13 protein-coding genes and 3 rRNA genes are annotated in these 25,646 nt (G+C 61.9%); 5 read left to right on the forward strand and 11 right to left on the reverse strand.

The window, feature by feature from the left end; genetic code table 11:
* Positions 1 to 199: 199 nt before the first annotated feature.
* The 4 genes from rrf to OG203_RS15830 form a co-directional block, all read right to left on the reverse strand.
* Positions 200 to 316: ribosomal RNA gene (gene rrf / locus OG203_RS15815) — 5S ribosomal RNA — on the reverse strand.
* 67 nt (positions 317 to 383) lie between these two features.
* A 23S ribosomal RNA gene (locus OG203_RS15820) occupies positions 384 to 3,522 on the reverse strand.
* Positions 3,523 to 3,847: 325 nt separating this feature from the next.
* Positions 3,848 to 5,364 (reverse strand): 16S ribosomal RNA (locus tag OG203_RS15825).
* The 16S, 23S and 5S rRNA genes sit together here, the layout of an rRNA operon.
* A gap of 695 nt (positions 5,365 to 6,059) precedes the next feature.
* Positions 6,060 to 6,974, reverse strand: a complete 915-nt coding sequence (locus OG203_RS15830; protein WP_405166416.1) for a thioesterase family protein — start codon at positions 6,972 to 6,974, stop codon at positions 6,060 to 6,062.
* A 399-nt stretch (positions 6,975 to 7,373) separates the two neighbouring features.
* On the opposite strand from OG203_RS15830, the gene OG203_RS15835 reads away from it, so the two are divergent.
* Positions 7,374 to 8,819, forward strand: a complete 1,446-nt coding sequence (locus tag OG203_RS15835; RefSeq protein WP_405166417.1) for an amidase — start codon at positions 7,374 to 7,376, stop codon at positions 8,817 to 8,819.
* Positions 8,820 to 8,900: 81 nt separating this feature from the next.
* Here the strand turns inward: OG203_RS15835 and OG203_RS15840 are convergent, their stop codons facing one another.
* Together OG203_RS15840 and OG203_RS15845 are read right to left on the reverse strand one after the other, a co-directional pair.
* Positions 8,901 to 10,184 carry a lipase family protein gene (locus OG203_RS15840; protein ID WP_405166418.1) on the reverse strand — a complete coding sequence of 428 codons (1,284 nt, stop codon included), beginning with the start codon at positions 10,182 to 10,184 and terminating at the stop codon, positions 8,901 to 8,903.
* 633 nt (positions 10,185 to 10,817) lie between these two features.
* Positions 10,818 to 11,999, reverse strand: a complete 1,182-nt coding sequence (locus tag OG203_RS15845) for an alpha/beta hydrolase family protein (protein ID WP_405166419.1) — start codon at positions 11,997 to 11,999, stop codon at positions 10,818 to 10,820.
* Positions 12,000 to 12,112: 113 nt separating this feature from the next.
* Here OG203_RS15845 and OG203_RS15850 point away from each other — a divergent pair, with 113 nt between their 5' ends.
* Positions 12,113 to 12,715, forward strand: coding sequence for a TetR/AcrR family transcriptional regulator (locus OG203_RS15850; RefSeq protein WP_405166420.1), 603 nt, complete (start codon positions 12,113 to 12,115; stop codon positions 12,713 to 12,715).
* 387 nt (positions 12,716 to 13,102) lie between these two features.
* Here OG203_RS15850 and OG203_RS15855 read toward each other — a convergent pair whose 3' ends face one another.
* The 4 genes from OG203_RS15855 to OG203_RS15870 all read right to left on the reverse strand — a co-directional run bounded on the left by OG203_RS15855 (position 13,103) and on the right by OG203_RS15870 (position 17,798).
* The gene (locus OG203_RS15855) at positions 13,103 to 13,876 is read right to left on the reverse strand and encodes a class I SAM-dependent methyltransferase (protein WP_405166421.1); all 774 of its coding nucleotides are present in this window, start codon (positions 13,874 to 13,876) and stop codon (positions 13,103 to 13,105) included.
* Between the two features lie 275 nt (positions 13,877 to 14,151).
* Positions 14,152 to 15,822, reverse strand: coding sequence for an amidohydrolase (locus tag OG203_RS15860; RefSeq protein ID WP_405166422.1), 1,671 nt, complete (start codon positions 15,820 to 15,822; stop codon positions 14,152 to 14,154).
* A 643-nt stretch (positions 15,823 to 16,465) separates the two neighbouring features.
* The gene (locus OG203_RS15865; protein ID WP_405166423.1) at positions 16,466 to 17,023 is read right to left on the reverse strand and encodes a hypothetical protein; all 558 of its coding nucleotides are present in this window, start codon (positions 17,021 to 17,023) and stop codon (positions 16,466 to 16,468) included.
* Positions 17,024 to 17,255: 232 nt separating this feature from the next.
* Complete coding sequence (locus OG203_RS15870) at positions 17,256 to 17,798, reverse strand: GNAT family N-acetyltransferase (RefSeq protein WP_405166424.1); 543 nt, start codon at positions 17,796 to 17,798, stop codon at positions 17,256 to 17,258.
* Positions 17,799 to 18,050: 252 nt separating this feature from the next.
* On the opposite strand from OG203_RS15870, the gene OG203_RS15875 reads away from it, so the two are divergent.
* The 3 genes from OG203_RS15875 (at position 18,051) to OG203_RS15885 (ending at position 21,444) form a co-directional block, all read left to right on the forward strand.
* On the forward strand, positions 18,051 to 18,668 hold the full coding sequence (locus tag OG203_RS15875; RefSeq protein WP_405166425.1) for a hypothetical protein: 618 nt from the start codon (positions 18,051 to 18,053) through the stop codon (positions 18,666 to 18,668).
* A gap of 688 nt (positions 18,669 to 19,356) precedes the next feature.
* Positions 19,357 to 20,400, forward strand: a complete 1,044-nt coding sequence (locus tag OG203_RS15880) for a hypothetical protein (RefSeq protein ID WP_405166426.1) — start codon at positions 19,357 to 19,359, stop codon at positions 20,398 to 20,400.
* 726 nt (positions 20,401 to 21,126) lie between these two features.
* Positions 21,127 to 21,444 (forward strand): hypothetical protein, encoded by a 318-nt coding sequence (locus tag OG203_RS15885; RefSeq protein WP_405166427.1) that lies wholly within the window; start codon positions 21,127 to 21,129, stop codon positions 21,442 to 21,444.
* Between the two features lie 135 nt (positions 21,445 to 21,579).
* Here OG203_RS15885 and OG203_RS15890 read toward each other — a convergent pair whose 3' ends face one another.
* Complete coding sequence (locus OG203_RS15890) at positions 21,580 to 25,308, reverse strand: P-loop NTPase fold protein (protein ID WP_405166428.1); 3,729 nt, start codon at positions 25,306 to 25,308, stop codon at positions 21,580 to 21,582.
* Between the last annotated feature and the right edge of the window lie 338 nt (positions 25,309 to 25,646).

The raw sequence follows: 25,646 nt of genomic DNA on the forward strand, positions 1-25,646 counted from the left end.
CGTCCAAAATACTTGGCTCGCAAAGCTTCTCAACGCGCTCAGGTCGCGACCCGAGCGGTTGGCGACCTGGCGAACCCATAGCTATCGATCCGCTACGGCCCTCGAGCATCGGGGCCGATTAGCCGTATCACCCGCCGCCGATAGACGCGCAAACGACGAAAGCCCCCCAGCGTGAGCTGGGGGGCTTTCGTGAATGATGTTCCGGCGGTGTCCTACTCTCCCACACCCTGTCGAGTGCAGTACCATCGGCGCTGGCAGGCTTAGCTTCCGGGTTCGGAATGGGACCGGGCGTTTCCCTGCCGCTATGGCCGCCGTAACTCTATGAAACTGTCACACAAATGTGTGTTGTTTCAGATACTGCACAGTGGACGCGTAGCTTCTTTGTTGGTAAGTCCTCGGCCGATTAGTACCAGTCACCTACACCCGTTACCGGGCTTCCAGTTCTGGCCTATCAACCCCATGGTCTGTGGGGGGCCTTAACCCTTCAAGAGGGTGAGAAACCTCATCTTGGAACAGGCTTCCCGCTTAGATGCTTTCAGCGGTTATCCCTTCCGAACGTAGCTAACCAGCAGTGCTCCTGGCGGAACAACTGGCACACCAGAGGTTCGTCCGTCCCGGTCCTCTCGTACTAGGGACAGCCTTCCTCAAGTTTCTGACGCGCGCGGCGGATAGAGACCGAACTGTCTCACGACGTTCTAAACCCAGCTCGCGTGCCGCTTTAATGGGCGAACAGCCCAACCCTTGGGACCTACTCCAGCCCCAGGATGCGACGAGCCGACATCGAGGTGCCAAACCATCCCGTCGATATGGACTCTTGGGGAAGATCAGCCTGTTATCCCCGGGGTACCTTTTATCCGTTGAGCGACACCGCTTCCACTTGCCGGTGCCGGATCACTAGTCCCGACTTTCGTCCCTGCTCGAGCTGTCGCTCTCACAGTCAAGCTCCCTTGTGCACTTGCACTCGACACCTGATTGCCAACCAGGCTGAGGGAACCTTTGGGCGCCTCCGTTACATTTTAGGAGGCAACCGCCCCAGTTAAACTACCCACCAGGCACTGTCCCTGAACCAGATCATGGTCCGAGGTTAGAAGTCCAATACGATCAGAGTGGTATTTCAACGATGACTCCACAAACACTAGCGTGCCCGCTTCACAGTCTCCCACCTATCCTACACAAACCGTACCGAACACCAATACCAAGCTATAGTGAAGGTCCCGGGGTCTTTTCGTCCTGCCGCGCGTAACGAGCATCTTTACTCGTAATGCAATTTCGCCGAGTCTGTGGTTGAGACAGCTGAGAAGTCGTTACGCCATTCGTGCAGGTCGGAACTTACCCGACAAGGAATTTCGCTACCTTAGGATGGTTATAGTTACCACCGCCGTTTACCGGGGCTTAAATTCTCAGCTTCGCACCCAAAAGTGCTAACCGGTCCTCTTAACCTTCCGGCACCGGGCAGGCGTCAGTCCGTATACATCGTCTTACGACTTCGCACGGACCTGTGTTTTTAGTAAACAGTCGCTTCTCACTGGTCTCTGCGACCACCCCCAGCTCAGGAAGCAAGTTCCGTCACCGGTTGTGGTCCCCCTTCTCCCGAAGTTACGGGGGCATTTTGCCGAGTTCCTTAACCACAGTTCTCTCGATCGCCTTAGTATTCTCTACCTGACCACCTGTGTCGGTTTGGGGTACGGGCCGTGTACCAACTCACTAGAGGCTTTTCTCGGCAGCATAGGATCACTGAATTCGCCTCAATCGGCTACGCATCACCTCTCAGGCTTCATGCGGTGCGGATTTGCCTACACCACGCCCTACAGGCTTACACCAGTACAACCACTGACTGGCCCAGCTACCTTCCTGCGTCACCCCATCGCTTACCTACTACAACCCGGGTCCTGTGCAGCAATCCTCCCTCTCGCCCGAAGGCTTGATAAGAGAACATTTGGACAGTTAGCAAAGTTGATTCGATATTTGGCGCGGATACACGGGTACGGGAATATCAACCCGTTGTCCATCGACTACGCCTGTCGGCCTCGCCTTAGGTCCCGACTCACCCTGGGCGGATTAACCTGGCCCAGGAACCCTTGGTCATTCGGCGGACGAGTTTCTCACTCGTCTTTCGCTACTCATGCCTGCATTCTCACTCCCATAGCCTCCACAACTAGGTCACCCTGCTGCTTCCATGGCTATAGGACGCTCCCCTACCCATCCACACCGCTGCACACACCCCCGTAGAGATGTGCGGACGTATTGTGTGAATGCCGCGGCTTCGGCGGTGTACTTGAGCCCCGCTACATTGTCGGCGCAAAATCACTTGACCAGTGAGCTATTACGCACTCTTTCAAGGGTGGCTGCTTCTAAGCCAACCTCCTGGTTGTCTTCGCGACTTCACATCCTTTTCCACTTAGTACACGCTTAGGGGCCTTAGCCGGCGATCTGGGCTGTTTCCCTCTCGACTACGAAGCTTATCCCCCGCAGTCTCACTGCCACGCTCTCACACACCGGCATTCGGAGTTTGGCTGATTTCGGTAAGCTTGTAGGCCCCCTAGACCATCCAGTAGCTCTACCTCCGGCGTGAAACACGTGACGCTGCACCTAAATGCATTTCGGGGAGAACCAGCTATCACGGAGTTTGATTGGCCTTTCACCCCTACCCACAGCTCATCCCCTCAGTTTTCAACCTAAGTGGGTTCGGGCCTCCACGACGTCTTACCGTCGCTTCACCCTGGCCATGGGTAGATCACTCCGCTTCGGGTCTAGAACATGCGACTCTACCGCCCTATTCGGACTCGCTTTCGCTACGGCTACCCCACACGGGTTAACCTCGCCACATGCCACTAACTCGCAGGCTCATTCTTCAAAAGGCACGCCATCACCCACAGTCAACCAAATGACTCACAGGCTTTGACGGATTGTAAGCGCACGGTTTCAGGTACTATTTCACTCCCCTCCCGGGGTACTTTTCACCTTTCCCTCACGGTACTAGTCCGCTATCGGTCACCAGGGAGTATTCAGGCTTACCGGGTGGTCCCGGCAGATTCACAGCAGATTTCACGGGCCCGCTGCTACTCGGGTACTCACTACAAGAGCCGCTGAGTTTTCGTCTACGGGATTCTCACCCTCTACGACAGGCCGTTCCAGACCACTTCGACTAACACAACGGTTTCTGACTCTCGCCCACTACGGCAGTAGTAAGAAAGTGAGCCCCACTACCCCACACACGCAACCCCTGCCGGGTATCACACGTGCATGGTTTAGCCTCTTCCGCTTTCGCTCGCCACTACTCACGGAATCACTATTGTTTTCTCTTCCTGTGGGTACTGAGATGTTTCACTTCCCCACGTTCCCTCCACACACCCTATATATTCAGATGCGGGTAACACGACATCACTCGTGCTGGGTTTCCCCATTCGGAAATCCTCGGATCTCAGCTCGGTTGACAGCTCCCCGAGGCTTATCGCAGCCTCCTACGTCCTTCATCGGCTCCTGGTGCCAAGGCATCCACCGTACGCTCTTAAACACTTACTAACAAAGATGCTCGCGTCCACTGTGCAGTTCTCAAACAACACACCCACTCAGATCGGGCTCCTTGACCTGACCAGTCGAAACTGGCGGTATCGAGGAAGATCCGAGCGGATCGTTATCTTGCCCAGAGAAACACTCGCGTGTTCTCTCAGGACCCAACAGTGTGTCGATATATCCCCCGCAGTCGATCACTGAGGACCAACCATATGCGTGAGAAGTAGTCAGTGTTCCACCCATGAGCGTCCGCAGTTCTACATATGAGAACTAAACGGTCTCTGCCAGGCACGATCCAACCTATGTTGGACGGCTCTGGAGATGTGCTCCTTAGAAAGGAGGTGATCCAGCCGCACCTTCCGGTACGGCTACCTTGTTACGACTTCGTCCCAATCGCCAATCCCACCTTCGACGGCTCCCTCCCACAAGGGGTTAGGCCACCGGCTTCGGGTGTTACCGACTTTCATGACGTGACGGGCGGTGTGTACAAGGCCCGGGAACGTATTCACCGCAGCGTTGCTGATCTGCGATTACTAGCGACTCCAACTTCACGGGGTCGAGTTGCAGACCCCGATCCGAACTGAGACCGGCTTTAAGGGATTCGCTCCACCTCGCGGTATCGCAGCCCTCTGTACCGGCCATTGTAGCATGTGTGAAGCCCTGGACATAAGGGGCATGATGACTTGACGTCGTCCCCACCTTCCTCCGAGTTGACCCCGGCAGTCTCTCACGAGTCCCCGCCATTACGCGCTGGCAACATAAGATAAGGGTTGCGCTCGTTGCGGGACTTAACCCAACATCTCACGACACGAGCTGACGACAGCCATGCACCACCTGTACACCGACCACAAGGGGGCCTACATCTCTGCAGGTTTCCGGTGTATGTCAAACCCAGGTAAGGTTCTTCGCGTTGCATCGAATTAATCCACATGCTCCGCCGCTTGTGCGGGCCCCCGTCAATTCCTTTGAGTTTTAGCCTTGCGGCCGTACTCCCCAGGCGGGGTACTTAATGCGTTAGCTACGGCACGGATCCCGTGGAAGGAAACCCACACCTAGTACCCACCGTTTACGGCGTGGACTACCAGGGTATCTAATCCTGTTCGCTACCCACGCTTTCGCTTCTCAGCGTCAGTTACTTCCCAGAGACCCGCCTTCGCCACCGGTGTTCCTCCTGATATCTGCGCATTTCACCGCTACACCAGGAATTCCAGTCTCCCCTGAAGTACTCTAGTCTGCCCGTATCGCCTGCAAGCTTAAGGTTGAGCCCCAAGTTTTCACAGAAGACGCGACAGACCGCCTACAAGCTCTTTACGCCCAGTAATTCCGGACAACGCTCGCACCCTACGTATTACCGCGGCTGCTGGCACGTAGTTGGCCGGTGCTTCTTCTACAGGTACCGTCACTTGCGCTTCGTCCCTGTCGAAAGAGGTTTACAACCCGAAGGCCGTCATCCCTCACGCGGCGTCGCTGCATCAGGCTTTCGCCCATTGTGCAATATTCCCCACTGCTGCCTCCCGTAGGAGTCTGGGCCGTGTCTCAGTCCCAGTGTGGCCGGTCACCCTCTCAGGTCGGCTACCCGTCGTCGCCTTGGTGGGCCGTTACCCCGCCAACAAGCTGATAGGCCGCGGGCCCATCTCGCACCGATAAATCTTTCCACCACGAAACATGCGTCCCATGGTCATATCCGGTATTAGACCCAGTTTCCCAGGCTTATCCCGAAGTGCGAGGCAGATCACCCACGTGTTACTCACCCGTTCGCCGCTCGTGTACCCGAAGGCCTTACCGCTCGACTTGCATGTGTTAAGCACGCCGCCAGCGTTCGTCCTGAGCCAGGATCAAACTCTCCGTTGAAGACTCTTGACCTACCCCGAAGGGCTAATCAGAAGAATAACTAGAGTCCGAAAACCTAGCAAAACAAAACGCCAGCAAAAAGATTTGCTGACTAAATGTCCGACCTCAACAACCGGGGGGTATGCGAGGCCGGAACCAATAAAAATATTGGCACTGACATTCATCGACACACTATTGAGTTCTCAAAGAACACACGCACACACCACCGCCCGAACTATGTTCGCTTGGTCGATGAGGCAACTTATCCAGCTTAGCTCAGCCAAGAAGCAAGTTCTGCCTCCGAGAGAGCTAGTGTGATTTCAGGCGCTCCTCGTCCTACCTCGTTTCCCAGGCCATCCACTCAGCGTTTCCGCTGTGCTTCTCGGCTCCGGGTCGGTGTCCGTGTCGCTCTGACTCGAACTAAGTTACGCGGCGGAGAACGCTACGTCAAATCGCCTGCGCAGCGCGAGAATTCGCAGGCCACGGGGCCCGTCACTTTGCCCGTCGCGGTTACCGGTCTAGAGAGAGCGCTCACACAACCAAGCGATCACTGCGCCCGACGAGCGGAGGCCCGCACCAACGGTTGAAGGTCGTGCACCGGGTGCGGCATATAGTCCGAGCCGGACGCGGCACGGCGAGCAGGGTTCTCTCGATCAGCGAGGCCAGCTGTTCATCGTCCTGAGGCTATCGGTGTGCGGCAGGCAGCAGCGGCGCTGTCAACGCGGCAGCGGAATGAGGGCGAGCTGGCGCGTCTGCGCGATCACCGCCCCGGTGACGTCAAGAACGAGCTGATCCTGGACGAACATCCGCTCGCCGACCTCGGGCGTTGTCGCGATGACACGCAGCCAGCCGGGTGCTGGACGGCGATGCAGATGAGTGGTGAGCTGGACGGTCGGCGACCAGCCGAAACGTCCCAGATTCATCGATACCGGCGGGCTCATATCGCCGGCCATCATCGCGAAGTAAGTCGCCACCTCGGGGTTCTGCTCATCGGCTTGACGAGGGCGGATCCACAGCCGTAGCCGGGGCTCGCCCTGCTCACCGTCGAGGAAGCGAGCCCAGATCGGATCGATGGCCACCGAGGCGCCCTGACTGAGGTGGGCGATGCGCATGGGCGAATCCGGCCCGTAGGCGACGGCGTCGACGGTCGGTTCGGTGGTCATATCGGTATAGCTCTCGGGGGCGTAGACCGGTGGCGCGTCGTCGAGGTGACCGAAGGTGAATGCGGTGTGCACCAGGGTGCGCCCACCCTGCACGAGATCCGCGTCAACCAGGCAGATCTGCCGGCCGGTCTTGCGGATGCGCACCTCGTAGTCGACTCGGCCGGGGTCGGGCGCCCCGAGGAAGTCGGTGCTGGCCGCCATCGGCAACATCTCTGCCGATTCCGGATGAGCGGTGCGCAACCCTCGGGTCGCGGCGGCGGCGCTGGTGGCGACCATAGTGCCGCCGTGCAGCTTCTTGCCGATGGTCCAGATCGCATCGATGACGCCGCTGTAATGAACGATGGTCGAATTGTCCGACGGCGATGCCGGATTACCCGAGGGCAGTTCGGTCAACGCACAGGCCCGGCCGAAGGGGGCGTCGTCGAGAGCCACGACCGGCTGTTGGGAGTCGATCGTCAATTCCGTCACCGCTTCTTCCGGACCTGGGACACGATCTTGGCCGTTCGCGACCATAAAAAGAAACCACCTCTCGTCATCAGTAGGGTCTCCGGGACTACCGATGCGGCATCCGGCCTGAGCGACAAAAATTGGTCTGTTTGCCTTAAGACTTCCCGAGTAGCAGGACGATCTTCCTGTTCACGTCGTGCGGGTCACTATCATTTTTACTTCCAGAAGCCCACAGAAAGCATACCCAAAAGTTTTCTTTACCCCCGGGAAGTTGTCAGGCGGTCGCCGGTTTGTTCTTGGGTGTGCCAATGGCGCGCGCAGTGGTGCTGAGGAATTGGCCGATTTGTTCGAGATGTGTTGCGAGAGTTGGTATTCCGGTGACCATGGCGGCGTCGATCGGCAGGGTGACCGGTAGCCCAGTTGGTCGCCAAAGGCGAGGTTCATCCGAACGAACTGCTCGACGCCGCACTCGAACGCTGTGCGCGGGTCAACCCGGCGATCAACGCGATAAGCCTGCTCATGGCCGAGGTCGGCCGTACCCTCACAGACCGGCCTGCCGATGGACCGCTCGCGGGAGCACCATTCCTCATAAAGGATCTGAGCCAGGATTTCGCCGGCTACCCGACCAGCTCGGGTACCCGCCCACTGCGCGGCCTCCCGGTCGAGCGCAACAGCCTCTTGGTGCAACGATGGCTCGACGCCGGGCTGGTGGTATTCGGCAAGACCACCACACCCGAATTCGGCAGCAAGGGCGTCACCGAGACCGAAACCTTCGGCATCACCCGGAACCCATGGCACCTCGACCACACATCCGGCGGTTCCTCCGCCGGCCCCGCCGCCGTCGCGGCCGGAATCGTCCCGATGGCCGGCGCCAACGACGGCGGCGGCTCGATCCGCATCCCGGCGGCGTGTACCGGCCTGTTCGGCCTCAAGTCCGGACGAGGCCTGGTCCCTTGCGGCGTGGACGGCGGCGACGCCGTTCACGGGGCAGCCGTCGAGGGCGTGCTCTCGCGCAGCGTGCGTGATTCGGCCGTCATGCTCGACATCATGGCCGGTCCGGATCCGGCGACACGGTACTACTCCGAAACACACCGATACGCCTACGGCGAGGCAGTGCATACGACCCCGCCGCGGTTGCGAATCGGGTTCACGCATGAATCCCCTTTGGGCACACCGGTTCACGAGGAGGCGATACGCGCGCTCGAACACACCGCTTCACTGTTGGAATCATTGGGCCACCACGTCGAACCCGGCGCGCCGAACATCGATGACCGCCAGCTGACGAAGGACTTCGCCACGGTCTGGCTGGCCCATAGCGCCTGCGACATCGCCGCGGCATGCCAGCGCACCGGCGCGACCCCAGCCGACTTCGATTTCGACACCCGGCTGATGGCCGCCATCGGACGCGCGCTGCCGGCGACATCGCTAGTCGACGCGTGCGAGCGATGGAACCTGCACACCCGGGCTCTGTCCGCATTCCACGACACCTACGACTTGCTGCTCACCCCAACCCTCACCGAGCCACCACCGCGGGCAGGCACCCAAAACATTCCGGCGATGACACGAGAGATACTCGGGCCTTTGCTGGAATCCGGTGTCGGCGAAGCCATCACGGCCACCGACAACCCTTACGACAATATCCTGAGCAATCTGTCGTGGGCACCGTTCACACAGTTGGCCAATGTCACCGGCAGGCCCGCGATGACCGTTCCGCTGCACTGGACCGCAGCCAGACTGCCGCTGGGAAGTCAGTTCGTCGGCGCGCCCGGCAGCGAATTCCTGCTGCTACAACTCGCAGCCCAGCTCGAGGCCGCACACCCGTGGACCCACCTCGAGCCACCCGAACCGACTCTTCAGACGACATAACGAATCCTCCCGCGACGCCTCGGGATCCGGCTGACAGTGCGCCGAGCCGCGACTACGGGGCCCGGCGCACTGCCCGACCGGTTACTTCGGGGCGATGAGTTGGGACAGCACGGTAGTTGTGCTGCATCCGGCCGGCGCCGGAGTATCGGTGTTGAGGCGTTCCGCCAGCCAGGAGAACGCGGCAGGGGCGCCCGAGAGAATCATGCTCAAGTGCTCGGCTAGCTGATCACGTATATAGGTGACCCGAGCCCCACGAGCACAGAGATCTTCGACCATCCGGTCGGTCGAGCCCACCGGAATCACTTCGTCCTGCACAGCTTGCATGACATAAAGCGGCGCAGCCGGCGCGTGGGTACCCAACCTGGCCTTGTCGATCACTTCGGCGAGCGGCGGCAACGCCAGGACCTGGTCGAGCGGGATGTCAAAATACCGTTTCCAGTCGGACATGAACTGCTGGACCAGAGTGACCGATAGGCATTGCGTCTGGATCTGATCCATCACGGCCGCTCCCTCGGGTGTCAGGTGCGGTCCCATCGCCGCTTTGACCTCGGGATAGGTGGCGTAGTAGGAGGACAGACCGCTACCAACTATGGCCGAGAAGGGTCCGCCGTTCGTGGTGAACAATGCCGCGTTGATGTCAGCTCCGGGGCCGCCGTACGCGGCGCCGGTGATATTGAGCTCGGGTGCGTAACTGGGTTGCAGCTCAGCCGCCCACCCCGTCGCGAACCCGCCGCCCGAATACCCGTATAAACCGATGCGGGACTCGGAGCCGAGACCGAGCGGAGCGAACTGCAAGGCCGCGCGAATGCCATCCAGCGTCATGTAACCGGGCTCTTGGGCAACCGGGAAGTGACCGAATCGCCCTCCGAAGTCGGGCACCGATACCACCCAGCCGTTCTGCAGGATGGTTTGCAAATCCGTTATCTGCCCCGTGGTCTCCGTAGAGGACTTGGCACCGGCCTGCAGCCCGTAGGACGGGACGCACAGCGGACCGGAGGCGTCCTCGAACATTTGCTGCGACACCAACGGCCGGTCCGGTCGGACATTGTTGGGCAGAAACACCGTGGTGACGGTGACATCCGGCCGATCGAACACGTCGGTGGTGCGATAAAGCAGTTGCCAAGCCTGCGCCGGCAACGGCGCAACCAACTCGATCGGCCGGGATCGCAAAATCGCGCCCGGCGCCGCGGCCTCGAAACCGGCTGGTGGCTGATAGAACTCATCCACCTGTGGAAGGGGTGGCGCCGCACCCGCCGGACTCGATGACACAATCACCGGCCCGGCAAACGTCACCATGACGGCCACGGCGGCAACACCGAACCAGCGGACGCGTCGTTGCGCCTTACTGGACATCTCGACCTCCATTGTTCGGATGGACCGGCCTCGCGACCCCAGAGCCCGGCAAAGCTGTTGTGATGCTTATTGATTCAGTGGCCTCCAGCCGGTCACGCACATGTCGCCGCACTCCTTGTCAGACGCAAAAACGCTGATAAAAGTCACGCACCGCAGGGGCACCTTGCAGCCCAACCAAGACGGTTGTCACATCATGTCCTGATCGAGAAATTATGCCTTGAATGCCTCGATCGCAATGAGCTCGGCACGCGGATGCGGCGAACTTCAGCTGTCGCGCAACCGCCACCGCCGGTCAGCCTTGTTTACCGTACAGGGAGCCAGCGGGCTCATACACTCGGATTGCCGGAACCCAGCATTCGTCCGCACCGTCTGCTTTGATTTGCCCGCAATTGGATTTGCGATGGTTTGAATGTTCATTCGGAGATTGTTCGTAGCGAAGGTTATTCCGGATGGCATTGTCGCCCAGCAACGAGCACAGACAGACACGCCACAACCCTGCTGACGAGACGACCGCCACCATGCGGCGCTACACCAGCACCCTGCCCATGTAGAGAACGATAGCGCGGCTGCAACGACGAAATCGTGGGCGGCCACTCGTAATTCAGAACAGCCGATCGCTCGAAGGCGGCGGCGCGGGCCCGCCGTTTATTCCGCGGACGCGAGTGCGAGCACGGTGTCCAGCCAGTCGAAGGTGCGCTGGTGCCACAGGGCGACCGCGCCTTCGTGGCAGTGCTCGCCGCCGCCCTCGTCTTCGCGGAAGGTGATCAGTTCCTTGGGGCAGGTCAGTGCGTCGAAGATGCGCTGGGGCTGACCGGTGAAGAACTGGTCGTTTTCCGCATCCAGCACAAGCGTCGGACAGGTGATCCGGTCCGCGAGTCCCTCGATCGTGTAGGCCTGGAATGCCTTGACGAGTTCGTCGGCGTCGGAGACCCCGAAGGTCCACAGGCCGTTGTTGACCAACCAGCGCGCCGAGATACTCTGCGCCATCACGGTTTCCATGCCGCCGGGGGTCTCGGCCGCCATCCTGGCGATCGGTACGACGGCGTCGTGGGAGTCGTAGACGCCGTCGTGCAGTACGCAGGCGGCGATGCGGTGTTCGAACGCGGCCGCCCGCGCGGCGAGGTAGCCACCGAGGCTGGTGCCGACGAGCACGAGCCGGTCCGCGTCCACCTCGGGCAGGGCGAACGCGAAGTCGACGGCCGGGGTGACCACGGCCTCCCAGTCCGGCCGGAAGTGCAGGCCCTGCTCGCGCACGTTCGAACCCTGACCGGGGCCGTCGAAAGCGAGGACGTTGTAGCCGCGCCGCAGCGCCCCCGCGGCGAGCGCGAGGTAGTCCTCCTCGAGGGTGGAGTCGTAACCGCCGTGGTAGAGCACGGTCGGGCGAGGCCGCCCCGAATCGTCGGCGAGGAACAGATACCCGGGCAGCGTGGTGTCCTCGTACGGGATGCGCAAGGCGCGGGCGGGGGTGTCGAGCAGGGCCGCCGCGTCCGCGAAGGTCTGCTGGGAGGCCTTGGCCAGCCGCGCGGATTCGGTGTCGTTCGCCGGGTCCGCACGCCGGTAGAAGTCGGCGGTCCGGTAGTAGTTCGACGCGCGCAGCAGCGCCTCGCGCGCACTCACCCGATGCCCGGCGGCCAGCGCGTCGCGGCCGATGCGCTCGACCCGCGCCGCCGTCGCGGCCCACTGGGCCGACCAGGCCTCCTCGTCCCCTTCCGGGATCCGGCGGCAGGTCACCAGGACCTCGCCGAGCTCGGCGCCGCCGTAGGTGGCGTAACCGGCGGCCCGCAGCGCCTCGAAGGAGAAGGACTCGTTGTCGTAGAGGAACCTCATTGCCCGCTTCCCTTCAATATCGGAACGATACGGAGCCGTTCCATTTGATGGAAACGACGCTAGCACCGGCACCCTACGGAACGCAACCGTTCCGTCTCGGTTAGGCTCGGCCAATGGCATCAGAGCGGACGGCAACCGGCGGCGCGGCCCTGCGGCAGCAGGTGACCGATGCGATCACCGAGGCGACCTTCGCCGAGCTCGCCGAGTCCGGCTATGCGCGGTTGTCGATGGAGGCGGTCGCCCGGCGCGCCGGCGTTGGCAAGGCCGCGCTGTATCGGCGCTGGTCATCCAAGCAGGAGATGCTCACCGAACTGATCCGCAAGGCGGTCGAGGACACACTGCCGCCGATCCCGGCCACCGGAGCCCTGCGCACCGATCTGCGCGAGTACCTCGGTACCCTGCGCGGCCAAATGTCCAACCCACTGGTCAGCAGCACCGGCCTCGGGCTGTTCGTCGAGACCCGCAACACGAGCGCGCTCGCGGACGTGATGCACACCGACGTGGCGCAACCACGCCGGACAGCGGCGTGGGCCATGTTGCGGGCCGCGATCGATCGGGGCGAACTCCCGGCCCGGCTGGACGAGGACCTGGCCGTGGATCTGCTGATCGCACCGTTGGGTTTCCGCATGCTGATCATGGACGGCAACAGCGACGACGAATACCTGGACACACTCACCACCGTGATCGAGGCCGCACTGAAAGCGGCTGTCCGCTAGGCCACAGCCGGTAGCTCGCCGAACGATTCTGCGCGCATAGCCAGCCGGACCGCGCCGACTTACCTGACGCGGTGGCGCATGGATCTGGCCGCAATTCGGTTGCGGGACATCTCAACCCGAAAACGACTCCGGGGCTGGTACCGCAGAATCCGCGGTACCGACCCCGGAGGGTTCGGTTCGTGCAATGACCGATTTGGTGGACCTGACGGACCAGCATACGAACCGTGCGGTACTGGTCGACGGGCCGAACATCGTGATCCGTCCGGTGGGTTCCCGGCAACCGGTCGGTGGTGATGGCCGAGCATCGCAGATACTCCGGCGGAGTTTTACATCGGTTCTCTGAGGCATATAGCTCTATGGCTCCGTGCTGTTCCGAAGCCACGATATTCAGTCGGCCTGCAAGACGAAGAACAGGAAGGCAAGGAAGCTTGTGCCGGTGATCTCGGGGAACTGATCGCGGGCGGCGGGCGCTGGCGGCGGCTCGCTGATCATATTGACGCGAAAGCCTGCTGCGGTGAAGGCGTCGGTCATCGCGTGCAACGGCCGGTCCCAGAAGGTCAACTGGGTGATCTGCCCGTCCATGTTCCACTCGTCGGTCCGCTTGCGAGTTTCAAAATAGTCCGTTTTCTGCCCCTCCGAGCGCTGCCAGAACCAGATGGCGAAAGGGTGCTCGACCGAAGCGATGAGTCGGCCACCAGGTTTCAGTACGCGACGCAGCTCGGTCAGTGTCGGTCCCCAGTCTTGCAGGTAGTGCAACACCAGGGATGCGACGACATCGTCGAACACATCGTCGGAAAAAGGCAGCGGGTCCGCGAGATCGGCTACCCGCAAGTCCGCGGCGGCGCCCAGCCGCCGACGAGCCTGCTCCAGCATCTCGGCACTCGCGTCGATGCCGGTCACGATGGCACCTCGATCGCGCAGCTCGGCGAACAGGGGACCCGAGCCGCATCCGGCATCGAGGATCCGCCGGCCAGCCACGTCGCCGGCGAGCTCCAGGGTCGCGGGCCGCTCGTAATACGCGTTCAGCAGGCTGGTCTCATTCTCAGCGGTGTAGCCCTCGGCGATGCTGTCGTAGTTGTATGCCTGGGCGGTATCGATGGGAATTGCCGAACCTTCTGGAACCTGAGTCATCGCCCCATCCTCACACGCCAGCGTGACCATGCACTGTAAAGCCTTGTCAGTCAACGGAACCGGATCCGGTCTCTGCTTGGCATTTCGCCCAATGTCGAGATTCCGCAGCCACACCCAAGCAACCGTCGTTGTCCCCAGGGATATTGAGAACTCGATCCACGGTCATGTGCACGACACCTGTCGTGATTTGCTGCGGTCACTGCCGTATCGCCGCAATGCCCGTTCTACCTGTCCTCGTCGCTGACCGACCCGAGTGGGCCTGCGGCAGAGGAAGTCGCCCACGTCGACGTGATCCAACCGCCGGATCAGCTTGTCGACGGTCGGCGGTAGCTCCCTGAATAGACCTGGTTGCCGTTCATCCAGGTTTCCAGGACCGTGATGTCTTTGATCTGATCCGGTGGGACGACGCGGGGGTCTCGGTCGAGGATGACGAAATCGGCGTATTTGCCGACTTCGAGGCTGCCGACTTCATGTTCGGAGGAGAGCTGCCACGCCGCCTCGGAGGTCACGGCGCGGATTGCTGATTCCACCGATATGCGCTCTTCGGGTGCCAGCACATAGTCGGGTTCTTTCCACGTACGACGGGTGACGGCCATCTCGATCATGTGCAATGGATGGGGGTCGGTGACCATGAAGTCGGAGTGCAGCGTGAACCCGATTCCCGCTGCCTCCACGCTGCGGCACCGGTCGAGCAGCAATGCCTTCTGTGCGCCGAAGACTGTGTCTCGCATCGCAATACCCCAGTAATGGACATGCCCGATCAGGAAGCTGGCGGATACGCCCAGGTCTTTCATGCGGGTGATCTGTTCGTCGTGCAGGATCGAGCAGTGCTCGATGCGGACTCGCGCGGCGCCCGGCTCAACCCCGGCATCGCGTATGGCGTCGCAGGCATCCAGGATGTTGTCGATACCGGCGTCGCCATTGCCGTGGATCGCGAGCGGCCAGCCCTTGCTCGCGCGGTCGACCGCCTCCGCGGCGAGCACCTTAGGCTCCATGTAGGCGATTCCGTAGTTGTCGGTATTGAGATACGGCTCGCGTTGCAGGCCGGTGAATCCCTGGTTGGAGCCGTCGGCGACGAGTTTGTAGCCCGCGATACGCACCAACGCGTCACCATCGCCCGGCCGCACCCCCGCCGCGTCCCAGGTGTCGGTCCCGAGGGTGTAGAAGGGGTAGGCGCGGATACGGGTCTCGAGCTTGCCGGTGCCAGCCGCCTGCGTCAGGACGGTGAGGTCGTCGGGCGTGTGGCTCAAGGTGCCCAATCCCAGTTCACTCACCGTGGTCAACCCGACCTGCCGCCAACTTTCGAGTAGGTCGATCAGCGCGTCGACCGGGTTCAATCCGGCAGCGGCGTCACATTTCCCCAGGACCTGGTTGTACGCGACACCGTTTTTCATTGTCCCGGTGAGTTTTCCGTCGGCATCGCGAACGAACTCGGCCCCTTCCGGATCCGCCACATCCTCCCCGATGCCTGCGGCGGCGAACGCCGCGGAATTCGCGTAGGCAATGTGTCCGGAGGCGTTCAGGACGAACACCGGGTTCGTGGTCGACACCGCGTCGAGTTCGGCGAACGTCAGCGCTGCCAGATCCGGCTGCACTGCCGGATCGAAATTGCGAGCGAGGATCCACTTGCCTTCGGGCGCTTGCCTTGCCATGTCTGTCAGATGATCGAGTACCTCTCGCACGGTGGCGAAGCGCGCCATGCCGACGTACTCCATCAGAGCCGCCACCATGCTGCCCGTCAATACGTGGGTATGCGCATCGATGAAGCCCGGCAACATCGTTCGGCCCGCCAGGTCGATCTCCGTGGCTCCCACCCCTGCGATGTCGCGTACCGTCGCCTCCGCGCCGACCGCTACGATCCGATCGCCCTGAACCGCTATTGCCTCGGCAATCGAGAAGGTCCGGTCGACGGTCAATATCGTTCCGCCCGTGAACAAGTACAGCTGTTCGCCTTCGGGAATCCCTGAAGTGTCCATCGATGTCCCCTGTTCTGGTATCTCGACGACACCATCACCACACGCACCACGATGTGGGGTAACAGCTCGCCGCTGTGATGAACGTCGGTCGCGGCGAACAACATTCGACGCAACCGGGGTCGCACACTCATTGTCCGCGAAGTGCTGCGCGGCCCGCAGGCGAACTCGCACTCTCGTGCCGCCCGGGCTGATTCGAACCTGTTCTGCACCAGCCAAATTCCGATAGCTGACCGGTCCGTCAGACCCCCGCGCGACATAGGGAGACTCCTCAGCCTCCACAACACCGACGTATAAGGACTACTGGGAGCTGCCGGGTGGTGTCGGTTCGACCAACATCACCCGGTCCAACTCATCGACGAACAACGCACCAGACCCATCCGCTTACGAGGCAATGTGTTCAGCGGTCTCGGACTGCACAGGACACACACTATGCGCCGCAGACCATCTCATCGCTCAACCACCGAAGACCGGGCTTGCCGGATCAGCGATCAGGCCGAGTTGACGAAAACCATAGGGACACCCCCGATCCGCCGCACAGCACGCGCGCCCAGCGGCTAGTACAGGATGTTCGGTGAGCCGGGTGTTGCCGTGAACAGCAGTTCAGTGATCCGGTGGCCTACCGTGCGCGCGACTGGGCAGATCATCAGGAAGCCCACGGATCCCAGGGCTCGGGGACGACGATGTCAGCGGCGGCCGGGTCATCGAGTGCGTAGACCGCATCAGCTCGTTCACCGAGCAATCCGCGGAGAACAGTGCCGAGCAATTCCAGGTGTTGCCGCCGCAGGGTTTCGGCGGGGCGCTGCATGCGCGCGCAGCTGTCGATGACCGCTTCCGAGATGCCGACATCTTCCATCGCTCTCACAAGCAGTCCTGCCTCCATGTATCCGTCGAGGGGCGTTCCGATCGCACGGTACACCCGTGCTGCTTTGTGCAGGAATATCAGCAGGACTCGATGGCGAGCGTCGCCGGATCCGGAAAGGGGGTCGGGAAGTCCGAGATCCACGCCGAACAATCCTTCGAGGCCAGCGAGGTAGGCCAGACGGGACTTCGAGCGTATGACCGCGTCGGGTGACCAACTCGCATAAGCAGATTCGGCTTCCGCACCGGTCTTGCCATTGAGCGTGGCGAACTCTCCTACCGCATCCAGATACGCACCCAGGAGCACGGAGCAGTCGTAGCGGGCCGGAGAAGCGTCGGTCATGCGGTGAGCTTGCCTGACGGGGGTGCGGTGGCGCGAGTTGATTTGGTGTGTCGCCCATCCAATATTCGTCTCGAACCGCTCGCCCAGCGGCTAATATCGTGCGTTGGTAAGCCGCCCCGGAGGCTGTGCCGACCAACCGATCTGGAGCGGACGCGAGCGGCGGCCGAACGCCCGCACCGCAGCATTTGCGGCGTATCAGAGCCCAGTGTCCGTACATGGATCCGCGCTGCGATTACGTTGCGCGACGATCGAGGCGGAAGAACCGGCTACGACGTACGGTGCCGTCCCGACGCACACGGATGTCCTGGTGGACGCCGAGGTCCACTGCACCGAGCTTTCGGATCGCGGCTGCTGAACGGTCATTTCGTTCGTCGGTCCGAAACCGGATCCACGCTGCCCCCTGATCGAATACCTCGCGGATCAACATGTCTTTCGCCCGCGTGTTCACACCAGCACCCCACACCGCGGGACCAAACTGTGTCCCACCGATTTCGACGCCATCGGGAGCCGACGGTTCCCAGATCACGGATGTCCTGCCCACCACCGTCGCCGCGCTGCGCACAGTGAACGTCAGACGACGGCCGTCGGCCAACGCAGCTCGAACATCGGTATCGAGCTCGCCGAAATCTCTTGGCACTCTGCGAGGAATGTGTTCCCACGCACGTTCGTCCTGTAACGCATCGAACAACTGCCGAGCGTCGGCGGATGAATACAAACGCAACGACACCCCGCCGTCATCTAGTCGATCGACGGGTATTCGCATCGGCCAGATCATGCTGTGAATCCTCGCAGCCGCCGTACGTACTTGCACGTCCGAACACCGCGCTGAACGCCCGCTCCGCGGCTACATCATCTACAAGGGGCAGGTCTATCCAGGCCGACACGAACCGTTGGTCGATCAGGAGCTGTTCGACCGAGTCCAAGACGTTCGCAACATACGCAGTCGTCCCGGGCAGCGTGACAGAGTTCCAAAGTCAACGCGCTACTCGACGCTGTCCTCGCTGACGAGCAGAGCACCGTCCGAACCATGCACAACAGCCTGAAGCAGCGACTCGATGAGCTCGATGGCCAAGAGGAACGGCTGCTCGATCTGGCCGGTGACGGCTCAATCCCCCAGGAGAAGATCAAGATACGTCTGCGGCGGATCCAGGTCGAGCGCGATCGCGCGAATGAAGGACTCCTCGGCACCCACGCCGAACTGGGAGTCGGTGCCAATGCGTTGCGGACTGCTATCAGCTTCATGTCCGACCCACATACGATGTACAGCAACGCGTCCGACGACACCCGCCGACTCATGAATCAGACGTTCTACCAACGGTTCTATATCGACGAGGAGATTTCGATCAGAGGCACGCTCAGCAACCCATTCAACGACTTCCACCAAGCAGCGAAACAGCGCACACGAGACAAAATCAGTCGCTGTGCGCCTACACCGACGCCAGCGAAACATACATCAGCCATCGACAAGAGCCTCAAAAACCAAAAAAGCCCGTTACTCGAACCCGGCATTTTTTCGATGCCGGGTTCGAGTAACGGACATTTGGTGGAGCTAAGGGGACTCGAACCCCTGACCCCCACGCGGGGGTTCGAAGGATCCGCGGACGACTCAACATTTCTCAAAACAGCCCAGCACCTGCGACGTTAGCCGCACGACAGTACCCAGCACTTCCTGACAAATCCCGACGATTTCCATTCAAACCATGGGGGAAACCGTGGGTGTCGTCAAGTCGTCCGACCTCAGTGGCAGACCCCCTCCGCAGACCTCGCCCTGGCCTTCGGCTTCTTGCCAGCATCACCTCTTCGACACTGCTTTCACCTACAAGCCGATACCGCCTTGCCGCCATTCACAACCCGCTGACTGCGTCAGGCATGGACGTCGGCCCAGCTCTCGATCCGAGAGATCCATCCGGCGTGTCGGATGCGACACGCCGGACAGTTTCCGAGCGCAGCAATCCGTTAGTTATCAATCAGTGGCGGCGACGGTCCCTGCGGCAAGTCCTGTCCTGGCTCAAGGTATCTGGCCAAAACTCACGACATATGGCGAGTCTGCCGCGCTACCTGGCCAATGCCTCACTGAATCTGGCCAACAAAGTCGTGACCTGCACCTTCCCGGAACGGCGACCCAGGGCTTCATTCTGCATTCACCAGGTACGTCGATCCACCATCGGCAACGGCGGCTCATGGTCTCTGGCAACCCGCAGGTCGCGACGCTGGCGATTATCCAGATACACCGCGCCCGGACAAGTCCCTGATGCGGCGGTGCCTGCGGCCTGCCATGCAGGACCAGACCCGCGCCGAACACACGGCTCCGACCTTCGGACGGGGACATCAATATGAGCATCGAAGCGACGTGTCCTACGACATGCCCCGGCAGTGAAGGCGCGGTGGCACTGCTTTCCGAAGATTTCAACCAGTTGGAGGAGGTGCCCGATGATGTCATGCTCCGAACAGCTCTCGAAGGCTGCTCGACAAAGAAGGACATGATGCAGCTCGTGTGTGAGCTGTTCGGAGACCCGAAGACCGACGACGTGCGCTCGGTACTGGCGCGCTGCGGAGCGCAGGTCTCGCGTCAGCACGCATCGAACGTGGTAAACGATTGGCGGCGAACTCACCATCGCCGGTCTCGCCCTGCCGGCCCGGATCGGCTGGCTCCCGCCAGGGTCGCCGCCATCCTGCCTGAGGCGCCTGACGGCGTCGGCCTCGCGGACAGGGAGGACACGGTCACTGAGGTGACGACACTCGAGCTCGAACAGCAGCTGGTGGACGCGGCAATGACAGAGTCTCGTACAAATGATGAGGTCGACGCGTCGCCTGCCGATGAACCCCGGCCGGAAGACCGCCTGGTCGATGCGTCATCATTCGGCGAGTTGACGGTTGACGAGGTCACCGACGACGAATCCGGTCGCGACGCGCGAGCAGTTGAGGCACCGCGAACGTCGTCTCGCCCGGTCAGGATCTGGCCCGTACTATTGATCGCGCTGCCCGCAGCGGTGGCGGTGTGGTCCGGGTGGGTCGGTCTGGGCGAGTTGACCGGATTCGGTGTCATCCATCCGTTGCCGGGCATCTGGGATTCCGCCCGCCTCAACACCGCGATCACGCTGCCGATCGGCGTCGAGGCTTACGCGTCGTACGCCTTGTATGTCTGGTTGTCTGGTCGCATCCGGACCGCGAAGACCGTCAACTACGCCAAGTGGTCGGCCATCGGTAGCTTGACGCTCGGCGCTGCCGGACAGATCGCTTACCACCTGTTGCAGGCCGCAGGAACCCGGATCGCACCGTGGCCGATCACGACAATGGTCGCGTGCCTGCCGGTTGTGGTGCTCGGAATGGGAGCCGCGCTCACGCACATGCTCCTAGGCGAGAACGACGCGGATTGAGGTAGACGACAGGGCAGTCTTCGCGGGTCGGCGGGCCTTATCAGTCTGCCTTGGCGGCGGGGGGTGTCAAGCCGCGAAAAGCGTGCGGCTTGACACCCCTTTCCGCCGCCGAGGCTGACTGAACGGCCGGCCCGCCAACCCGCGAACCCGACCTCTGTTTGGAGAGAGCGCGTTTCTCGGCGGCGGGAGTTTCCATTCGTCCTGTCCCGTCTGAGATTTCCTCCAATCCCAGTCTGCGCTCGCGTTGGCCGGTCACCTGCCCCACAGCAGTGGTAGTCAAGCCTGGTCGATGGTCTCACGCACTGCCCATCTCCGGCTGCCTGGTTGTCAGCATCTCTCTCGCTCCGGCCCGGTCACCGGCGAACGCATGATCACCGATTGCCGAAATTGTTTCCGCTATGCCCTTTACTGGCGGAAAAGGCCATGGACGCGTTGTGTGCCTGCGCCGAGCCTGTGGCCGCCGCCGACCCCCGTCTGTGGTCCGATCCCGTTCCCACGCAACCGATCCCACGCCCACCGCGCCGTGCCATAACGACCGGTGTGCGCTCCGGAGTCCCGGCGTACAACCAGATTTCGCTCTTCGATGCGTTGCCCACCCGCGCGGCGCATCGGCACGATCCAACCCCACCGCCCAGCCATCAGCAACGGGGCCCTCAGCGAAGGAAGTTTTGTATGTCTACGACATTGAGCAGGAGCCAAGCCAAGCTGCATCGTGAAGCTTGCTCGTTGGTCGATGCCGACCGCGACCTCGATGACGAGGAGAAGAGGTTCGTACTCGATCACTGGCAGGAGGCCGCCAATCCCGAACATTGTTTGGACGGCGCGTATTTCACGCCCCTGGGGCTGGCGGGCGACATGCGGATCGACGTCGTGGGAACCCGCATCATCGACCTGTGCGCTGGGATCGGGCACTTGAGCTTCGCGTGCCGCAACCTCCTCGACCACCGTTGGAACGGTGAGCGCCTTCGCGAATTCGTCTGCGTGGAACGCTTCAATCCGGAGTACGTCCGGATCGGTATGCGGATCATGCCCGAGGCCACCTGAAATGGGCGGGTTCGCAAATTCTCGCAACGCTGGTGGCAGGAACCTGCAGGTGCATCGAGTGTATTCGCCCCAACCTGAGGCGGGTTCCAGTCACGGTGAAGCTGTCGGCTGGTCTATCGTTGGTCGATCGACAGTTCAGGATTCGCCGCCGTATTCGACATCTGTGCGTCTGCGCAGCAGACCCCCGCTGCGTGAGACCTTGTATCCGAGTACCTCGGCGACTGAATGCCACTTCTTGGACAAACGCTCGTCGTCGGCGGTGGCCTTGCCGAGCGCGGCACCGAGCTTATTCTTGACACCGCTTGGCAACGGCGTTCCTACGATCGGCAGTGCGTCCAAAGCGATGTCGACCTGTCCTTTATTGAAATGTCGATGAGTGTCGGATTCCAGCAGCGGCAGGATTATCTCTTCGATGAGCCGCCGTAGGACCTGCGAGTCGGTGATTCGGGCAGCTGCCCACACCTCGATGACCCACTTGCGCTGCTGGTTGGTGGTGCAGGCCCGATAGCGGGCGATGAGCAGCTCGGCGACGAGGTCGTCGCTGAGTTGCGCCAGACCGGTGGCTGTCAATACGTGCGGACCAGGCAGTCCTCGGTCGTGGGCTCCGAGATGGTCGATCAGGAAGCTGAACTGCTCGTTCCTGCTCCATTGACCGCGGACCTCGCCGATCGCGGTCGCCAGTTGCTCGGTCAACAGATTGTGGTCCAAGACGTGGCGCAGCACGATTTGCAACTCGGTACGCGAGGGGTTGCGCACCTGCACCCACAGCGCGCTCGCGTCCACCGCCTCGTCCCGGTGTGCGCTGAGCAGGTCAGCAATCTGCCCGGCGGTCGGCACACACTCGGCAGCGATCCGCGAGAATCCCGCTACGGCCACCAACCCTAATGCCGCAGTGGACCTTTGAGGTTCGGCCAGCCACGAACAGGCCTGCAGCTGAGTGACCAGATTCCGCGCCAGGTCGCTGTCGTCACTGGAGGCGGCCAGCGTCTCGAAAAGCTTCGAGCCGACGCCGCGCAGCCGCCGTACAAACAAATCATGGGGGCCGACAACCCAATTCCGGGTTGCAGCCTCAGTCAGGGAGGTGGCGACTTCGCGAGCCAAGAGTGCGAGGTTGAGGACCCCGAGGGCCGCGAACGGGCCGGTCCGCTCAAGCAGCAGCAGACGCTGGGCGGCATCGGCGGGATCGGTCGCGACACTGGCGAGGTCGGCGGTGATTTGGTCGGTGATGTCGAAGTCCTGCCTGGATCCGGCGGCCGCGAGCAGCGGCTCCAGCACGTTAGCTACGGCGTCGATTGCCTCGCTCGGCTCCTCGGAGATCGTGTCTGACCACAGCTGGAGCAGATTTTTGTTCAACTCGCCAGCGTGCTGTGCAGTGATCGCGGCCGGAGCGATCGTGTCGAGCCAGCACCGGCGGGTCCCGACCCGATAACCGTGTGCGGCGGTCAGTAGCGTACCCACGAGGGCGGGGTCGGTGCTCGGCTGCATCGCTGGTAGCACTCCGGAAACCGCATCGAAAGCACTCTGGTGATTGCAACCCAGCAGCACTGACACGATCGCTTCGCTCAGCGAGGCGCTGGCGTGGGCACGGTCGCGTGCCAGCTCGGCCATGGCCGTGACAATCCGGCGCGGGTCGTAATCGTCATGTCCGCTGGCCGCTGGTTCGGCCGATGTCGCGGTGGACTCGCGGCTCCAAGCGGACAGGTCAGCACCGAGCAGGCGCGTGATCCGTACGCCACTAACCCCAATGACACGAGACAGCGTGGGGTCGGGGAGATTCGCCAGCAGACGGACATCGTCGGGGCCGGTCGGGGATACCACATAGGCGGCGATGATCTCGCCAACCGCGTCCGCGTCGGTGTCGATCGCCGGCATCGGGTCGGTCAGCACGAACTCCGCATCGTAGTTCGAGCTGTCGGCGCGGACGGTGGCCAAAATGTTGGCGCGCAGTGCTTTGGATTCCGATTCGGTCCCCTGTGTGGCTAGCGACCAGGCTGGGCCGACGGTGTCACTATCGAGCAGACCCTCGGAGGTGGCGAATGCGTGATTGACCGCGGCAGCGGCGGCATCGGCGACCTCGTCGAGTGGCAGGGACGGATATTTAGCTACCAGCGTGAGCAGAGTGTGCGCCGCGTTGGCGACCCCGACACCGATCCCGGTGTTGATCTGCGCAACAAGCAGTTTGAGGGCGGCGCGTTGCTCGGTGGCGGTCAAAGCTGCGATCCGGGTGCCGATGGAGTCGACGGAGCCGTTCTCGGCCGCCTCCTCGATCGCGGTCGAGAGCTCACCGTCGAGCCCGAACGCGGTGCCGCTGCTGTGCAGAAACACCAGATCCCGCGACGGGCCCTTGATAGCGCGGGTGCGGGTGAGGTAGTCGATGAGCTGCTTGTTGTGTACCTCGGCCACGGTGACGACCTCGTCACCTTCGGCTTCACCGCTGTCGCCGCTTTCGGAGCCTTCGCTTGCGATGGAGGTGAGGAGAGTTGCGGGCGGGGCTTGTTCAAGCGAGTACCGCCTGGCCAGGGCCCAGGCCGCATCTGAAACCGAACCAGGCTGGGAGGCGCTGGGTTTGGCGTGCAGCGCCAGGACGTACTCGGGCAGCCGAGCGTCGATTTCGAGGTCGCGAGCGAACAACGGGAACTCCACGCACAAGCACACGAGTTTCGCGAGCGCTCCCGCATTGTCCCGGGGATCCTCAATCAGCAGTCCCTGCCGGTGGCGATCTTGTCCGCTGCGGTATGTCAACGCAAACGTGTTGAGCAGATGCTTGACCCGGCGCGGACTGCGGACGTGGGTGGGGACCAGTACCGACACCACGTAGGCGGCGTTGATCTCCGACCACACCCCGCCATGTCCCTCGACGACATCGAGCGCGAACTGGGTGACGCGTTGCGGCAACAGTGGGGGCAGACTGAGCTGGTATTGAAAAATCTTGTCCAAATATGCGCTACCGGTGCTGTAGTACGGGTTGACCAGATCGGCCGGTGTCGGCTGGGCCGGCTCGGCCCTGGTCAACGCCTCCTCAAGCATCCGCCGGTCAGCCGCCACGACGAAGACGCATTTGGGAGCCTGGAAAAAAGTACGGATGGTGTCGAGCGTCGTGGCGACAGTCGAGGCTGAGCAGCGATCGAGCTCATCGACGAAAACCACTACACGATCGGCTCCGCTCCCATCGATAAGAGCCTTGAACAGCGCTTCGAATTGCTCACCGCTGTCCGGTTTGTCATTTTTCTGCTCAACCTGCAACGGCTTGGCCGCCAAGGAGACCAGCCCGCTGACCAAGGTGGCAGGAACCAGCCCAGCCATGGCCACCGTGCCCACCATGGACCGGAAGTTTCCCCAGAACGGACCGTGACGAAGCCATGCCAGTACCGCGACCGCTGCGATTGCGACCGCAGCGACCGCCGCTAGCAACCCTAGGAAGACGAGGATCACTCGCCGCCACTGTGTCGTGGACGGGTTGATCGTAGTGATGGTCGTGGCCGAATACATGCCGGCGTGGAATCGGGAATCGTAGTTCCCGAGCTCGGTGGCGATCGCGGAAATAAAATTGCGGCGCAGCGGCGTCTCGGCATATTTGAAAGCGTCGAAGCGCGCGAACTTTACCTTCCGGCCGCCACCACACCATGCGATGCCGGATCGATGCGCTGTCAGCTCGGTGCGCAACATGTTCGCGATACTGCTCTTGCCCGACCCCCACGCGCCGTATAAGGCGATATTCGACCGTGCTGGAACAGCTTTCACCACAGCAGCCAGCTGTGCCGAGAACCGTTCATGCGCCAGGCGATCTCCTGCCGCGGACTCAAGCTCGCTGTCGTCGATCAGATCCTCAGGATGCAGCAACACCGCAGAGTCCGCTCCAGACATTACCGTCCTTCTCTGCTATCGGGCAGCCAACCTCGCCGCACCCCTGATGCGTGCTCTGCGAATTCGACCGCAGGTCGTACAGAGAGATCGCCGAAACCGTTGCTCGCGTTTCGCCCACACTCCCACACGAGCTGCCACGTCCCAAACAGGCACCCTGCCCCGTGGATCGACCCGATCCTGACCAACCCCGTACCGAGACCGCCGACCGCTGGCCGCACCTTGCTACCCACGTCCTCTACCCCACTGCACCTACACACTCGAGTCGACAGCGAACAGGCCTAGGGCTCCTACAACTGCGATTCGCCCACGTTTACGGACACGATCACCACGCGCACCGA

Origin of the sequence: Nocardia sp. NBC_01499, from assembly GCF_045040275.1 — a bacterium.
Lineage (GTDB): Bacteria > Actinomycetota > Actinomycetes > Mycobacteriales > Mycobacteriaceae > Nocardia.

What these genes read in the sequence shown, in the direction of transcription:
- OG203_RS15840 (WP_405166418.1), bottom strand. Translation starts at nt 10,184, where the DNA reads ATGGAGGTCGAGATGTCCAGTAAGGCGCAACGACGCGTCCGCTGGTTC.
- OG203_RS15845 (WP_405166419.1), bottom strand. Translation starts at nt 11,999, where the DNA reads ATGAGGTTCCTCTACGACAACGAGTCCTTCTCCTTCGAGGCGCTGCGG.
- OG203_RS15850 (WP_405166420.1), top strand. Translation starts at nt 12,113, where the DNA reads ATGGCATCAGAGCGGACGGCAACCGGCGGCGCGGCCCTGCGGCAGCAG.
- OG203_RS15855 (WP_405166421.1), bottom strand. Translation starts at nt 13,876, where the DNA reads ATGGTCACGCTGGCGTGTGAGGATGGGGCGATGACTCAGGTTCCAGAA.
- OG203_RS15860 (WP_405166422.1), bottom strand. Translation starts at nt 15,822, where the DNA reads ATGGACACTTCAGGGATTCCCGAAGGCGAACAGCTGTACTTGTTCACG.
- OG203_RS15865 (WP_405166423.1), bottom strand. Translation starts at nt 17,023, where the DNA reads ATGACCGACGCTTCTCCGGCCCGCTACGACTGCTCCGTGCTCCTGGGT.
- OG203_RS15870 (WP_405166424.1), bottom strand. Translation starts at nt 17,798, where the DNA reads ATGATCTGGCCGATGCGAATACCCGTCGATCGACTAGATGACGGCGGG.
- OG203_RS15875 (WP_405166425.1), top strand. Translation starts at nt 18,051, where the DNA reads ATGCACAACAGCCTGAAGCAGCGACTCGATGAGCTCGATGGCCAAGAG.
- OG203_RS15880 (WP_405166426.1), top strand. Translation starts at nt 19,357, where the DNA reads ATGAGCATCGAAGCGACGTGTCCTACGACATGCCCCGGCAGTGAAGGC.
- OG203_RS15890 (WP_405166428.1), bottom strand. Translation starts at nt 25,308, where the DNA reads ATGTCTGGAGCGGACTCTGCGGTGTTGCTGCATCCTGAGGATCTGATC.